Origin of the sequence: Flavobacterium luteum, from assembly GCF_008806775.1 — a bacterium.
In the GTDB taxonomy this organism is placed as follows: domain Bacteria; phylum Bacteroidota; class Bacteroidia; order Flavobacteriales; family Flavobacteriaceae; genus Flavobacterium; species Flavobacterium luteum.
The window spans coordinates 22,327-36,202 of record NZ_WAEM01000013.1 but is presented as its reverse complement, the minus strand read 5'-3'; the positions used below and the strand labels follow the sequence as shown (position 1 = coordinate 36,202).

The window sequence follows — 13,876 nt, the reverse complement described above, 5'->3', positions numbered from 1 at the left end:
CGAACAGAGTAGTTAAGCCCGCCTGCGCAGATGGTACTGCAGTTATGTGGGAGAGTATGTCGTCGCCTTTCTTTTTAAAAACCTCGTTCTAAAAAACGAGGTTTTTTGTTTTATTGGCGGCAATGTATGGGGCAAAGCCCACATCAATCCGGATCAATCCCAAAACCTGTGGAGCAACAAAAATTAAGCATAAATATTAGTTAGTCTAAAAAGGAAAAACTCAACGTTCCTAACACCTCTAAATTGAGACCTAAATGCTTTTATTTTGGCATTGAAAGATTCCGCTGAACCATTAGTACTTCTGTTATCAAAATAATTTAATATGGTTTGATAATGATTGATTATTGTTCGGGATATTGTATTGAAAGACTTGAACCCTGCTTGGTCTACTTTTTCGTGTCATTTGGCAAGTCTAGCAAAACCAATAATTTTGTCGGTTGTGCTTTCAAAGATGTTGCGTAAGCCTTGCGTTAGATTGTATGCTTTTTGGATCTCAGGATACAATTCAAATAATAAATGAGCTCGCTGTAATTGATTCTCTGACCATTTTGATTTATTTTTGTATAAGAAGTAGCGACTTCTGGCTAGCAATTGTTTGAGTGTATCTCCATTGGTCAATACTTCAGACTCGAACCTTTTCTTGGTTTTCTTTGCTTTTTCTATTGCTTCGTTTTCCTGGTCTATACCTTGCAATTGGTATTTGATCCTTATTTCTTGTAATGCTTCTGAAGCTAGTTTTTGAACGTGGAATCTATCAATAACGCGAGTTGCATTAGGAAAACATCTCTTTGCAATGAGTCCCATATTTCCTGCCATATCTAGGGTGATTTCGGTGACTAGATTTCTTTGTTTAATTGATATTTTTTCAAGAGCGGCAATAACAGAATCCGCTTTAGTACCCGCAACTATTGCTACTATGGAACCTTTTTTACCTTTGGCGGCTTTATTGGTTAGAATTGTATAGAGTTCACCATTAGACAAGGAGGTTTCGTCTATTGATAATCGTTTACCTATATTTTCTGGAAAAATAAGTCACTCTTTTGCATGTGGTTTTTGATTCCATATTTTAAAATCATTTAAGAAATCCTTTACTGATGTTGTAGATTTTTACACTTACACCATAAAATGAGGTAATTGATTTGAAGTCATTAGGTTTGGTATCTATTAATCTCTTTTAAAAAAGACGCGAACTTTTGTGTTAGCCGAGTTCCGTCTGCTACTAAATTCCAATCTCTAAAAACAACTTGTCAGGTATCTTGGTTGAGCCATCTCCTGCGAGTGATAGGAGATATACTTGATGTCCAAGAATTGGAAAATCCTGAGCGGTTATCTTATCAATGAATCCTTCGGAACTTAATTTATCTTGACGATATTCTTTTGGAATAGAATTAATCTATTTAAATAAAGATGAAGTATTTCTTCTGCTTTTTTATAGGAGGTTAATTCGAAGTATTCAACAATAATTTCCGATATTAATAATTTGATAAGTTCGAGATAGGAATCTTGCATTTCTTTAGATTTTTAAAATGCAAAAATCAATATTTTAATATTTTCCCATAACTTTTAGCCATAACACTAGCAATTTTTAAAAGTATTGGATTGATATCTGCGGTTTAAATTTTTTTATTTTCAAATTGAAAATTATTTGGAAATATCGAACGAATTATTCGTGTTTTATCATTAGTATAGTATTTAACTACCAGAATTTAAAATTTTTTTAATTTGAAAAAATACTCTCATAATCTAAACTTCGCAATTTGGTAATTACTTTTGTTAGTTACTAAGGTTGCAAAGGAATATTTCTTCAAATAGTCTTTTAATTCGATAAATCCAATAATATCAACATCATCCAGAAACCCTATTACAAAACGAACTATCGGCTTGTAATTATTGGATTAAGGCCATTGATTTACTAAAAGAACAACCGCAGGAAAAATAAATAGGAAAAACAAATTCAATTATAATTTCCAAATGCAATCTTAAAATTAACTATTCTACATCACTAAAATCGCTGATATTTCATGAGTTAATTGGTTTTTAGTAGCTCTTAAAAATTTAAGGATAACTGTTTCATAATTCATACTAAAGTATCAGTTTTATAATAAAATTAGAATTTAGAAGTTTTGAATAGCAAAGGCATTTGGAATAATAATATATTTCTTAAGGTTTTTTTTGTAAAGAAAAATAGTTTTTTATTTAGTGGCTGTATTCAAATTCCATCTCAATAGGGATGTGGTCAGAGATAGCTCCTACATCTTTAAGAGAAGAGAACGAGTTGTAAAAATAAATAGCAGAAGAATGATTTATTTTTATTACAGCAGTATTGTACCAAATATTATCAAATTCAGAAGATAAACAAGGATCATTTTTGCATTTGGCTTTTAAAGAAGTTTTTTGGTTTTGAAACACGGGTACATAACCCATTTTCCTCAAAGGGGTAAAAACACTATGCGATTGCGGACAATTAAAATCTCCAACAAATACTAAATTCAAGTTGGGATATTCAGCAGGTAAAAACTTAAAGTACTTTATCTCCTTTTCGGGCTGTTTGCTTTTGGTGATGGCGTGAAAATTAACTAAAGTAAATTGTTTTAAATCATATTCAAAGGTGCAATAATAGGGTTCTCTATCAATTTCTAAATGATACTTTTTTTCTAACCATGCTTTGCCAATTTTCTTGATTTTTGCTGTTTTCCATAAAAATGCATAGCGTTCGGTTTTATAGGCGCTACTGCTGGTTGGATCACTAATGGTGTAATCCCATTTCGCTCCTTTGCGATTCAGTTCATCGGCAAGTTTGGCAACGGCTTGAGCGCCACCATAGCCCGCTACTACTTCTTGAATACCTACAATATCATACTCTTTCAAGGTATTAGCAATAAAACTTATGGTTTCCTCTGATTTTGAGTTGCCAAAGTTTTCGAGGTTCCAGGAAACGACTTTTACTTGAGAAAATAGGGTAGAGGATAGTAATAAGAAAAATAGTAATATTTTTTCATTTTAATCAATTTTAAATCTTACCCATGTGGCTTTTCAGATTATGCCCCGTTTATTTCAGTGGTTTCCGAACTCCACTTTATTAATCATTATCACCCAATAAAACACAACTCACAAACTCCATCATAACTATAGCATTTGTTGTTTGAATTGTATATAATGGGGGCGTTAAGTTCATTCTTCATAAAAGTGACATAATTATACACGGTTCGTACAGATATCCCGAGTCTTTTAGAAAGATACTCCGAATTTCCTGCGCTACCCGCCATTAGTAGCTCGTGTAATTTTATGATAACTCTTATATCCAAATCGTTTGCAATTTTAACACTTAGGTCTGCAACCAGAATGCACAGTTTAATATTCTACTAACATTTCACTCTTACTCACAAGGTTTAGCTGAGTTCAAACTTAAAAGGATAAAAATTCATCTCCTTACGGGAAATCGTAAAGAGGTCATTTTTTTCAATCTTCTTGGCATTAATTTTTCGAAACTCTACTTTGATTTCTTTTTTTAAAGATTTCAAAGATTTTTTGTTTCTTTAAATTTTGGCATTTGTGTTTATCTTTTTCGATACTTAATGGGCAAATCCCGTGCTAGTTTATTCAATGATTAATAGATAAAAAAATCGAAGAATCGCAAAAAGGAATACGATAATAACTATAGTAGCTATAAGTAATTTGAAGATGTTGGTTTTTGGGCTTTTCATTTGGAAGTAAGGAGTTGTAGCATATACAAAATAGCATTCAAATATATAATGAGGCATCATTTTAATTAAAGTCTTTATGTGCTTTAATGCTATAAACTAATGGATTTCATATTTTTAGAAGATGATTTGTGTTTTAAATAATTTTTAAATTTAACCTTTAGCTCTGCAACCAAAATGCAGTATTCAAGGTTTTATTAATAAAATATCAAAGTCTTTAAATTTTAAATTAGTCTTTATTCTATAGTTAAAAAAAGTAACTGCAATTTCTTAAAAAGTCACATCAATCCATAATCGCCATTAATAGTTATTAATTCCACTTCTTGTAAGGTAAAATCAGTGTTGAGTAAAAAAGAAACGGTCATTTTTACCCTATCTTTATCAGAATTTAGTAGGCTATAAACATGAGTTATGCTGTAAGAAGTATTGGTACCACTTGAAAAAGTTTTAACTTTAGAAAATGAAATAGGGCAATAGCTATCAGGATTGTTTAAATTTTCTTGTAAATAATCTTTCACCGCACTTTCTGCTTTTATTTGTGGGCTATTCGAGCAGGAGTTCAGAGTTAATATAAAGAACACCAAAATAAGAATATAATTTTTTTTCATGTTTTGCTTTTGATTTTAGAGTTTTTTAATACAAAATTGGCACACAATAGTATTTGGGTATATTTTTTTTGATTTCTTCAATGCTTTATCATAAGAAGAAAAATATCCTAGAAATGTTCTACTCAAAAAAGTTGGGAGATACACACAATTTTGAGCATGAAGTACATTAAACCCATTAGGAAGTTGAAAAGTTGAGGCATAATAAATTTTCATATTTTGGAGAATGATAAGTTGATTTAATGTTCAAACTTAGATCCAAAAAAGAGGCTTTCCTTACGGGAAATCGTAAAGAGTGAATTTAATTTAGAAAAAAGAATTAAAAAGATTATATCAGTTTGGCTACTAAAGAAAACATGCTGTTTTTTATGCTCTTTTACACCAATCCCATATCTTTTGCAATAGCAATAAGATGGACATTATTCTTTGCTTTGAAGAAAATTTTTAGTTTATTGATACGCTTTTCAATACTACTATTTCCATTGGGAGTGATTGATGCATTTTTAAAGCACAAAGAAATTTCATCTTGGGTCAAACCTTTTGATAATTCTTTTAACAATTCAATGTCATAGGAGTCAATTTCGAGGAGTTTTTTGTTTCTATAAATAAAAGCTAATTCTGGAGAAATATATTTGTCTTTAGCGTCATAAACGCTTTGTATTGCTTTTTTAAGTTCGGGAATACTATTTCTTCCTTTTATTACAAATCCATCAATAGCTAAAGTTTCAAAAAGGAATTTGATTTTGAAAGATTTATCTTCGCTTGAAAATACAATGATTTTAATTTCGGGCTGCTCTTTTCTTGCAGCAGCTATCAATTCTTCACCAGAATGAAGTCTGTTTTCTCGATGGTCCGCTTTAAAATACAAATCAACGATCAACAATTCAAAAGGCTGATTTTCGATTTTAGCTTTTTTAATATTAATAAAAGCTTCATCACAGTATTTAACATAATGAATATTGGCAATTTCTAGTTCTTTCAATGCTTGCACTACGGCAATATTGATACTATCTAAATCTTCGGCAACGATAACTTTATTAAACATATTGACTATTTATTAATCAGGAATGGAGAAACTTACTTTAAACCCTTTTCTGGTTCTATTATCAAAAGTAAGAGTTCCTTTTATGGCATCAATACGGTTTTCCACATTTTGAAGACCATTTTTTAAATTTATCGCATTCATAGCAATTCCAACGCCATTATCAGAGTAATCAATTTGTATTTTGTTTTTTATATTCTTGAATGTATATACCACCAAAGTGGCTTGACTGTGCTTTTTCATGTTAACCAGTAATTCTTGAATGGTTCTATAGATAATGATTTTTTTGTTATTGTCTATAGTGTCTAAAGAAATGGTATCTAATCCGTTAACTAAAATATTGACCTCATTACCGCTGTAACTAGAAATTAATTCTTTCAGATAGGGTACAAAGTTTATTCCTGTATCAATGGTGCTATTTTCTCTAGAAATATTTCGGGTCCGGGCATAGATAGTATCTAATGCTTGTAACAACTTTTCTTTATTGTTTTCTACTGATAAATCTTTGGTCTCAGCATATGATATGGCATAAAAAACGTCATTGGCTAATTCGTCATGCAATTTTTTAGAAATTCTAGTTTCAGTAGTATAGGATGTATTTAGAGTTTCTCTTTTATGCTTAGAGCGAATTAAAAAATAAAGCAACATAGATAAAATAAACGAAGAAATTAAGGTTGTATAAAGTAGGGTATTCCTATTGTTTATTCTTTCTTCATTTAGCTTTAATGTTGCATTTTCCAGTTTTGTTTGCGTAGCATCGTATTTTATTTTTGCAAATTGATTCTTGGCAATTTGTTTTGCTTTTGTTAGACTGTCACTAAGACTGAGATGAATAAGAGAATATTTTTTAAATTCATTACCATCACTATTCTTGAGTACTACTCCCAATGTTTCTAAACGGTCTTCGGCATTATTTATTTTTGTTGCCAATTCATAAGCTTTTAGAGCATAGTTTTTAGCTAGACTACTATTTCTTGGTTCATAGTACTTAGCAAGATTAAAATAGCTCGCAGTAGTATAGAAATCATTCTTATCTTTTAAACGAATGGACAAAGATTGCTTCAAATAGTGAATGCCAGAAGGATCACCGGCCTGAAAATAGGCATATCCAAGGTTACCCAAAACTACGCCATGGGTCTCTGGATTACCTAGAACTTCTTTTTGTTTTAAAACTTCTAATAAAAGAGCAATTGCTTTTTTAAACTCTTTCTTCTTAGTACAAAGATTAGCTATATTATTTTTAATAATTGCTTGATCTAACGGATAATTAGTTGTACTAAGTGCCAATTGAAAATATTTTAGGCCGTCTTCATAATCATAACTATCCATATAATTTATTCCTAACGTAGAATAAATAATCGTTTGATATTCGATATGGGTCTCTTTATTGAAAAGGCTAATAGCTTCAGTAGCCGTAGCTTCACTACCCGAATAATCAGACTGTTCTCGCTGAATCTGAGCCATTTGCATCAAGGAATAAACAATTTTATTATTGTCATTTAGTGCTTCACCAATCAATTTGGTTTTATTATAACAATAAAATGCCTTACTATAATCTTGATTTTTATACAGAATTTCTGCTTTATTAAAAAGGGTGTAGAATTCTGAAGTCAACTTAGAAGTAGCTATTGGTTTAGCTTCCTTTTTGCAAGATACCGCAACCAAAAGTACTGTTAGCACTATAATAATCGGGAAATGGAACTTTTTGAGTATCATTCCCCGAAAATAATAAAATTAATTTAATTTCTCCGATAATATTTAATTCTTAACGGAATTAAGGATTAGGTCTAGTAGCAGGGGCGGTAGAATTACCACCAATAGAGCTAACTTTCTCAGCAATTAAAGAGGGATTTTGGGTGTGGGTGCTGTTCAACAAGTTGCGATTCCCAGATGATGCTATAGCTACTGTAGCTATAAGGTAAAACGATAATAAGGATACTTTTTTCATTTTTTAAGTAGTAAAAATTAGACATAGGTTGGGCTGTACGATTCGTGAAATCGAGTGTTAATTGGTGCCAAACCGATAAAATAGGAGTACTTTTTAGGTACGATTGGGAAGTGAAGTGCGCTAGTCGAGTAAAGTCTAAGTATACTTCCCAGATAAAAATTCCATACTGTTTAGCAACACTTTTTTAGAAGTAGTTTTGTACATTTGTTTATATTGCAATTCAAAACAAGAACTATTTCTGCAGCAAAGGAATGGAAGTTGGTTTGAGTTGTAGTAATGCAATTCCGGTCTTTCTGTTAATTCCGAAAGATTCCGTTTTATTCCGATAAATGCTTATGAGTGTTATTACTTTTGAAGACTATACCGCAGCCATAAAAGGCCAATATGAAGAGGTGAAAAGCGGAATATATTCCAGTTTTTTACTAAACCCAACTCCAGCTCAATTGCGAAATTTGTGTTTGTTGATTTTAGACAATGGTTTAAGTAAAGTGGATGAAGGGATTTTTACTTTGTTTTTTCAAGTAAAGCAAGGAGAGAATTTAAGAAGGAGTATTGAGAATTTTGATATCGAGAAGTTCAAAGCCATTAAGAATTTTTTAATTGGTAAAAATGGAAAGACAAACCCAAATAATTTGAATTTAATTGCGGTTTTAGTTGATTTTCAACCAAGACCTTTTAGTAAATTTATTCATCAAGGTCCAATGGATTTAAATAAGTTCTCTAATGAAATATCAATTAATAAGGAAGAGATTGTAAATACTATTTCTCAACAAAATTCTTTTCCAGACAATAGAACTGTAAATCTAAAAAGATCAAAACGGAGAAGTATAGCTGTAGCTATTAGTATAGTAGGGATGGCTTTAGGAGGTTATGGAGTTAAGAAAGAATTTTTCCCAGATAAAGAATGTATGCAATGGAATAATGACCACTATGAGGAAGTGGTTTGTGAAGGAAGTGAAATAGGATTTGCAAGTATAAATCCGATTTTTGATAAGGACGAATCCTTATTTCAGTTAAAGAAAATAGAAGTTTCTGATACAACAACATTTTTTAAAAATGACCAACCGATTGTTTGGTATAGTAAACGTGATGGAAAATGCGAGTTTTTTAATGCGCCAGGTTTGCATCCTGAAAGCAGAAAAACGCTGCGACCTGTAAGCAAGTATATTATTAAGAAGTATGTTTTGACGGTTAACTAAATAATATTTTCAGTATTTTTTCAATTTTGTAATAACACATCTTCATGTCTCATGTCAAGAATTTAAGCTAAGCGAACTATAAAAATAAACTGTTTTACAATGGTAAAACAGATTTTCCAAATTTTTCATTTATGATTAAAGCTGCAGCTTCATAAAAAGCAAATGAGCCACAAATAATTCCTTCATATCCAGCGAAAGTATGTACAGATTCATTGCCCGTAAAACTAGCGACAGACAATAATGCGAATAAAATAACCAAAGAACCAAATATCAGTTTTCCAATTGTATTTCCTTTTAAAGTACCGATAAAAAAGGCAAGAGTAAAAATTCCCCACATACTCAAATAAAATCCCATCGAAGTTCCATCAGGCTTAGCCACCCCCATTAATGGTAGTAACCATAAGGCTACAAGCGAAAGCCAAAAGAAACCATAGGATATAAATGCTCCCATAGCAAACATATTTCCTTTTTTCCATTCCATAATTCCGGCAATAACTTGTTGGATTCCTCCAAAAAATATACCCATTCCCATAATCATGGCATTGAGCTCAAAAAATCCTGCGTTATGAATGTTTAATAATATTGTTGTCATTCCAAAACCGAATAAGCCTAATGGCGCTGAATTTGCTGTGGTGTCTTTGATAATTTGTTCCATAAAAATAAAATTATAAATTGGTTTTTAAGTTAGTTAAGACTGATTATATCTAGTATATAGATTTCAAAAGCATTTAAGCCCTAGTTGATTTAGCGATTGTCTTTTATATTATTTATTGATTCTCTATTTTAAAAATGGGTTATCACTCATTAAAACGAGTTGAAAATAATAATTCCTATAAATATGTTCATTATTAGCCAAAAACATATTTTTAATAAACTAATGAAATTATTATAATGCTTCTTCCTAATAAATAAATTTATTAAAGTTGCTGAGCCGATACTAAAAAAAATAAAAAAGCAAATACCTAATAATTGTACCATCCAAAAAAATCCCATAATTTATATACGTTATTACTCAGAGTAATTATGCTCTATTGCTGCTTTTTTATTAATTTAATGTTATTTTTATAACTTTCCATTTAGTGTTAGACTGAAAGTCAGTTTTGTGTTTTTCCATAATATTCTATAGTTGAGAGCCGTTGAATCTAAAAATACATTAAGCTATTACTGATGATATCTCGTTACTATTTAAAATTCGATTACCTTTGAATTCTACTAATTTATTTGCTCAACTGTAACAAACCTATAACCTTGCGATTTGCCATATATTATCATTTTTTCTAAAGCAACTAACATTTGTTCTGATTTTCCGAAATCATAATCGTGCATTAAAACGATAGCACCAGGATGAAGATAGGATGTAAACTTATTTTCTAAATCAATTCCGTCGTTTTGTGTTTTGTCCCAGTCCATGGTTGTTATAGACCATAATACAGTTGTAATACCTTTGCTGCCAAGAAAATCAATTTGTTTTTGTGTAATACCACCAAAAGGAGGGCGGTAGTATTTGGATTGCACACCAGCAACTGTTTTTAACTCTTCGATAGTTTTTGCTACTTGCTGCTCCCATATGTATTGCTCATCTAAATTCCATCCATTAGTGTGATCCCAACTATGATTAGCAATTTGATGTCCGCTTTTCTTGGCTTTACTAATAATCTCTCTATTCTCAGCAAGATTTTTCCCCAGCCAAAAAAATGTGGCTTTAACACTGTTTTTTTTTAAAACGTTTAAAATTTTATTGGACAAATTCGTTGGGCCATCATCAAAAGTCAATGCGACTAATTTGTTTCCTCCTTTTCCTCTAAGCAAACAATGCCCATTACTTACTTTTTCTTGTTCCAAAAAGTGTCTAGGAATTAATGGCAAACTGTCTAGTTTTTCTTGATTTGTAGTAGTATTAATTTTACTGATTATTTTATCTTTAGTCCCTTTACAACTAATAGAGAAAATACAAAAAAGTAAAAAACATGGAATTATTACAATCCGATTAAATCGTGTCATATTTTAATAAATTTCTTTGAAACTATTTTGTCATCAATAAATAGACTAATTGTATAGCCTCCGACTGGTATATCATTAATATCAACGCTGTTGTTTTTTGAAAATGTATTTTTTACTATTCTACCCAAAACATCTGTTATCTTAATAGCAACATCTTGTTGTATACCAATGATTTTGATTTCGTTACTGGCAGGATTTGGAAAAATTAAGATATTATCGTAAATTTTTTCTTCTTTCAGAGAAAGAGTACTACAAAAATTAAAAATATCAAAGGCGGGCAAGGGTCGGTTTCCATTTTGGAAATCAAAAAAACTTACGTTTTCATAAGAAGAACCCTGCCCCCATAAATCACACATTCCAGAACTTATCCAAGCAGGTTCCCAATATAAAATACCAGTTCCACCGGCATTATAAACTGTATTTGCTAAATCAAATAAAAAATCTTTTTGTCCTTGAGGAGTGATGGGATAATTAAAGTTGCCATTATTACCCATAAAATTACCATAGCTATCAGCATAGGCACTGTTGGTCCAAGGGGTACCAGTTTCAAAAATCATGATTTCTTTTTTGTAGGTGGTTTTTAATTCTGTTATTAAACTACCCAATTGTTGTAAAGAATCAAAATCTGAAAAATAGGGGTAGAAAGAAATTCCAATAATGTCGAAATTTTTAATATTTTTCGAATAAAAAAGTCCTGCCAACCATCCTGCCGTATTATCTGTAAAATGGACTGCTTTCTTTATAGAATAGTTATTTACTCTATTAAAATTATCCACAGCAGTGAGTGCAATATTAAATTTGTCGGCATCATTAGGCCAAATCCAGCCATTTGTTGGAGCGGTCTCATTAATAAAACCATAAGTAGTCTCGTTTCCAATCGCTACAATGTCTGGAGTCACCCCTTCTGTATCTAGTTTTTTTAAAACAGCATAGGTGTAGTTGTAAATTGAATCGAGGAGTAGGCTAGGAGGAAGACCTATCCAAGCTTTCGGCATTTTTTGATTGCCATGGTCATTAAAATAATCGCCATAATGAATAGATAAATTTAATTTCATCCCCTGTATTTTAGCTCTTTTGAATGCCAAAACAACATCTTCTAAATTATTAGTCGAAATGGGATTTCCGCATATATCAATATTGTTTTCAGGTGTATGCCAAAGCCTAATTCGTACCATATTAGCTCCTTTTTGAGCAAAAAAAGCATAAGGATTAGTTATGTTTCCGCTAGAATCTCTATATATTCCTCCTTTTTCAAGAACTGAATTGGCATAAGACATATCGGCACCAATACTAAAGCACTGTGATTGAATATAATTATGAAGAAATAATGTCAAAACGATAAAAGAAAATAGTTTCTTCATTTTAATACTTTTTTTATTGGAATAAATCAATTAATTATTCACAAATCCTTTGACGTAATTTTCCCAAATTCCATATCCCGCTTCTGTCAAATGTATTCCATCAACAGTATAACTGCTAATTATCAAATCATTGGTATCTGCAAATAAAGCATAAAGGTCAATTACTTGATAATAATTGGTTTGAATACTATTTTTGATAATGGCATTAGTGGCTGCAATTTTTGCTTTCAAAGAAGTGTTATTAGAAGTTGGTAAAATAGTCTGAACATAAATTTTTGTGGACGGTGTTTCTAAATGAATTTTGTCTACAATTCTTTGAATATTGTTGGCTACATACTCAGGGGTTAGTTCAGTTCGAAATAAATCATTGATGCCAATTTCTAAATACACTTTTTCAGGTTTGTAATAATAAATTTCTTCTAATCTGTTTATTACTCCAACTGTGACATCTCCTGCAATTCCTCTATTCTTTACTTTTGAGTTGCTAAATCGTGTCCCCCAATTTCCACCTAGTTCGGTAATACTGTTTCCTATAAATACAATATCCCCAATTTGTAGCCGATTGGCTTTAAATTCGGCTATTCTTTGAATATAATGGTTTTTTGTCCATTCGGTATGATAGGGTATTACCACATCAGGTGAGGGATAGAGTGTGCTAGTATCAAATGTAGGTTCAGGTTTTGGAGTAGTACTAATTTCAGATGTACAAGAATACAAACTTAATAAAGCTAGTAGTATATAAAATAGAGTCTTCATTTGTTTGATTTTTTTTATTCTCATAATCCTTTTTATATGTTTCAAATCGTATCGATGTATTTATATGACTCTATTTGCTTGGTAATTCAAGGTTCAATGGCGTTGCTGGATAATCACCTGCTAGCCATGTATAATCAGGTAGCGATTTCATTTCGATATTGATTTTGTAATTTAATTTATCTTTTAAATCAGCTGATGGCTTTGTCCCTTTTGGTATAGTGATATCAAAAGATCCCTCTACATCTGTTCCAGCAGGTAATTTTTTTCCTTCACCACCTACAAAGGATACCCAAGTCCAGTCATTTAATAAACTGATACCACAATAGATATTAGTTTCCTTATTAGCTGTATATCTGTAATTAACCTTTAAAACGGTTCCTATTGAAGTACTAACAGGCATCGCCGACGTAAAGACAACAGAAGGTTTTAGAGTCGCATCTATTACTTTCTTTACATAGCTTGTGGTTTTGCCTTCATTAACAAACTCTTTTATAAAGTTTTGCCATACTTCATATCCAGCCTCGTTCAAATGCAACCCATCGTGAGTATATTCGCTAATCATTAAATCATTCTGGTCTGTAAAAGCTGAATGCAAATCAATAACTTGAAGAAAATCGGTGGAAGTCATCGACTTCAAAATAGCGTTAGTTGCTGCTATTCTCTCTTTGGAAGGATTATTATCTCTTGATGGTAATATGGTTTGAACATAAATTTTTGTTTTTGGTGACTCTTGATGAATCATTGCGACAATTAACTTAATGTTATTGGCCACGTATTCAGGTTTTAAATCACTATGAAACAAATCGTTAACACCAATTTTTAAGAATACTTTTTCGGGTTTGTAATAATAGATTTCTTTTAATCTGGCAATTACTCCCGCAGTTACATCCCCTGCAATTCCTCTATTTTTGACTTTTGCATTATCAAATCTTTTTGCCCAATCACCACCTTGTTCTGTAATACTGTTACCTATAAATACGACATCGCCAAACTCAAGCGGATTGGCTTTAAATTCGGCTATTCGGTCTTTGTAGTGTCCTTTTGTCCAGTCATTGTGGTCTGGAATTACAATACTTGATGGAGGATAGAGCGTGTTAGTATCAAATTTGGATTCGACTGTCAATTTTTGTGCACATACCGATGTTAAACCTAATAAAGATGGATATAAATTCAAAGTTAGTAAGAATAGTGCTGAAATAATTAGCTTTTTCATTTGGCAATTTTTGTAAGATGGTTTAATTTTCATAAGTCTTTTTGAAATTT

11 protein-coding genes and 2 pseudogenes are annotated in these 13,876 nt (G+C 31.3%); 1 reads left to right on the top strand and 12 read right to left on the bottom strand.

The features are described from left to right. Positions 1-183 precede the first annotated feature (183 nt). The 7 genes and pseudogenes from F6464_RS14120 to F6464_RS14550 all read right to left on the bottom strand — a co-directional run bounded on the left by F6464_RS14120 (position 184) and on the right by F6464_RS14550 (position 7,296). Positions 184-981, bottom strand: a pseudogene (locus tag F6464_RS14120) (ISAon1 family transposase). Positions 982-2,196: 1,215 nt separating this feature from the next. Beyond that, positions 2,197-2,991, bottom strand: coding sequence for an endonuclease/exonuclease/phosphatase family protein (locus F6464_RS14110; RefSeq protein WP_151108598.1), 795 nt, complete (start codon positions 2,989-2,991; stop codon positions 2,197-2,199). A 221-nt stretch (positions 2,992-3,212) separates the two neighbouring features. Then, positions 3,213-3,266 (bottom strand): annotated as a pseudogene (locus F6464_RS14775) (hypothetical protein); the annotation flags it as partial. A gap of 713 nt (positions 3,267-3,979) precedes the next feature. Beyond that, positions 3,980-4,309 carry a hypothetical protein gene (locus F6464_RS14100; RefSeq protein WP_151108596.1) on the bottom strand — a complete coding sequence of 110 codons (330 nt, stop codon included), beginning with the start codon at positions 4,307-4,309 and terminating at the stop codon, positions 3,980-3,982. A gap of 373 nt (positions 4,310-4,682) precedes the next feature. Further along, on the bottom strand, positions 4,683-5,351 hold the full coding sequence (locus F6464_RS14095) for a response regulator (RefSeq protein ID WP_151108595.1): 669 nt from the start codon (positions 5,349-5,351) through the stop codon (positions 4,683-4,685). A gap of 12 nt (positions 5,352-5,363) precedes the next feature. Beyond that, complete coding sequence (locus tag F6464_RS14090; RefSeq protein WP_191963402.1) at positions 5,364-7,064, bottom strand: tetratricopeptide repeat-containing sensor histidine kinase; 1,701 nt, start codon at positions 7,062-7,064, stop codon at positions 5,364-5,366. A gap of 58 nt (positions 7,065-7,122) precedes the next feature. After that, complete coding sequence (locus tag F6464_RS14550) at positions 7,123-7,296, bottom strand: hypothetical protein (RefSeq protein ID WP_191963401.1); 174 nt, start codon at positions 7,294-7,296, stop codon at positions 7,123-7,125. Positions 7,297-7,631: 335 nt separating this feature from the next. On the opposite strand from F6464_RS14550, the gene F6464_RS14085 reads away from it, so the two are divergent. Further along, positions 7,632-8,495, top strand: a complete 864-nt coding sequence (locus F6464_RS14085; protein WP_151108593.1) for a hypothetical protein — start codon at positions 7,632-7,634, stop codon at positions 8,493-8,495. A gap of 94 nt (positions 8,496-8,589) precedes the next feature. Here the strand turns inward: F6464_RS14085 and F6464_RS14080 are convergent, their stop codons facing one another. The 5 genes from F6464_RS14080 to F6464_RS14060 form a co-directional block, all read right to left on the bottom strand. Then, positions 8,590-9,150: an acetate uptake transporter gene (locus F6464_RS14080; protein WP_151108592.1), complete on the bottom strand. Its 561-nt coding sequence runs from the start codon at positions 9,148-9,150 to the stop codon at positions 8,590-8,592. Positions 9,151-9,707: 557 nt separating this feature from the next. Further along, positions 9,708-10,496 (bottom strand): polysaccharide deacetylase family protein, encoded by a 789-nt coding sequence (locus tag F6464_RS14075; RefSeq protein ID WP_151108591.1) that lies wholly within the window; start codon positions 10,494-10,496, stop codon positions 9,708-9,710. Beyond that, the gene (locus tag F6464_RS14070) at positions 10,493-11,857 is read right to left on the bottom strand and encodes a glycosyl hydrolase 53 family protein (protein ID WP_151108590.1); all 1,365 of its coding nucleotides are present in this window, start codon (positions 11,855-11,857) and stop codon (positions 10,493-10,495) included. Before F6464_RS14070 ends, F6464_RS14075 begins: the two co-directional genes overlap by 4 nt. A gap of 30 nt (positions 11,858-11,887) precedes the next feature. After that, positions 11,888-12,613 (bottom strand): GDSL-type esterase/lipase family protein, encoded by a 726-nt coding sequence (locus F6464_RS14065; protein ID WP_191963400.1) that lies wholly within the window; start codon positions 12,611-12,613, stop codon positions 11,888-11,890. Between the two features lie 70 nt (positions 12,614-12,683). After that, the gene (locus F6464_RS14060; protein ID WP_191963399.1) at positions 12,684-13,826 is read right to left on the bottom strand and encodes a GDSL-type esterase/lipase family protein; all 1,143 of its coding nucleotides are present in this window, start codon (positions 13,824-13,826) and stop codon (positions 12,684-12,686) included. Positions 13,827-13,876: the final 50 nt, after the last annotated feature.

Excerpts from the sequence above, each read along its gene's own strand:
- F6464_RS14100 (WP_151108596.1), bottom strand. The coding sequence starts at position 4,309 with ATGAAAAAAAATTATATTCTTATTTTGGTGTTCTTTATATTAACTCTG.
- F6464_RS14550 (WP_191963401.1), bottom strand. The coding sequence starts at position 7,296 with ATGAAAAAAGTATCCTTATTATCGTTTTACCTTATAGCTACAGTAGCT.
- F6464_RS14065 (WP_191963400.1), bottom strand. The coding sequence starts at position 12,613 with ATGAAGACTCTATTTTATATACTACTAGCTTTATTAAGTTTGTATTCT.
- F6464_RS14095 (WP_151108595.1), bottom strand. The coding sequence starts at position 5,351 with ATGTTTAATAAAGTTATCGTTGCCGAAGATTTAGATAGTATCAATATT.
- F6464_RS14070 (WP_151108590.1), bottom strand. The coding sequence starts at position 11,857 with ATGAAGAAACTATTTTCTTTTATCGTTTTGACATTATTTCTTCATAAT.
- F6464_RS14060 (WP_191963399.1), bottom strand. The coding sequence starts at position 13,826 with ATGAAAAAGCTAATTATTTCAGCACTATTCTTACTAACTTTGAATTTA.
- F6464_RS14075 (WP_151108591.1), bottom strand. The coding sequence starts at position 10,496 with ATGACACGATTTAATCGGATTGTAATAATTCCATGTTTTTTACTTTTT.
- F6464_RS14085 (WP_151108593.1), top strand. The coding sequence starts at position 7,632 with ATGAGTGTTATTACTTTTGAAGACTATACCGCAGCCATAAAAGGCCAA.
- F6464_RS14080 (WP_151108592.1), bottom strand. The coding sequence starts at position 9,150 with ATGGAACAAATTATCAAAGACACCACAGCAAATTCAGCGCCATTAGGC.
- F6464_RS14090 (WP_191963402.1), bottom strand. The coding sequence starts at position 7,064 with ATGATACTCAAAAAGTTCCATTTCCCGATTATTATAGTGCTAACAGTA.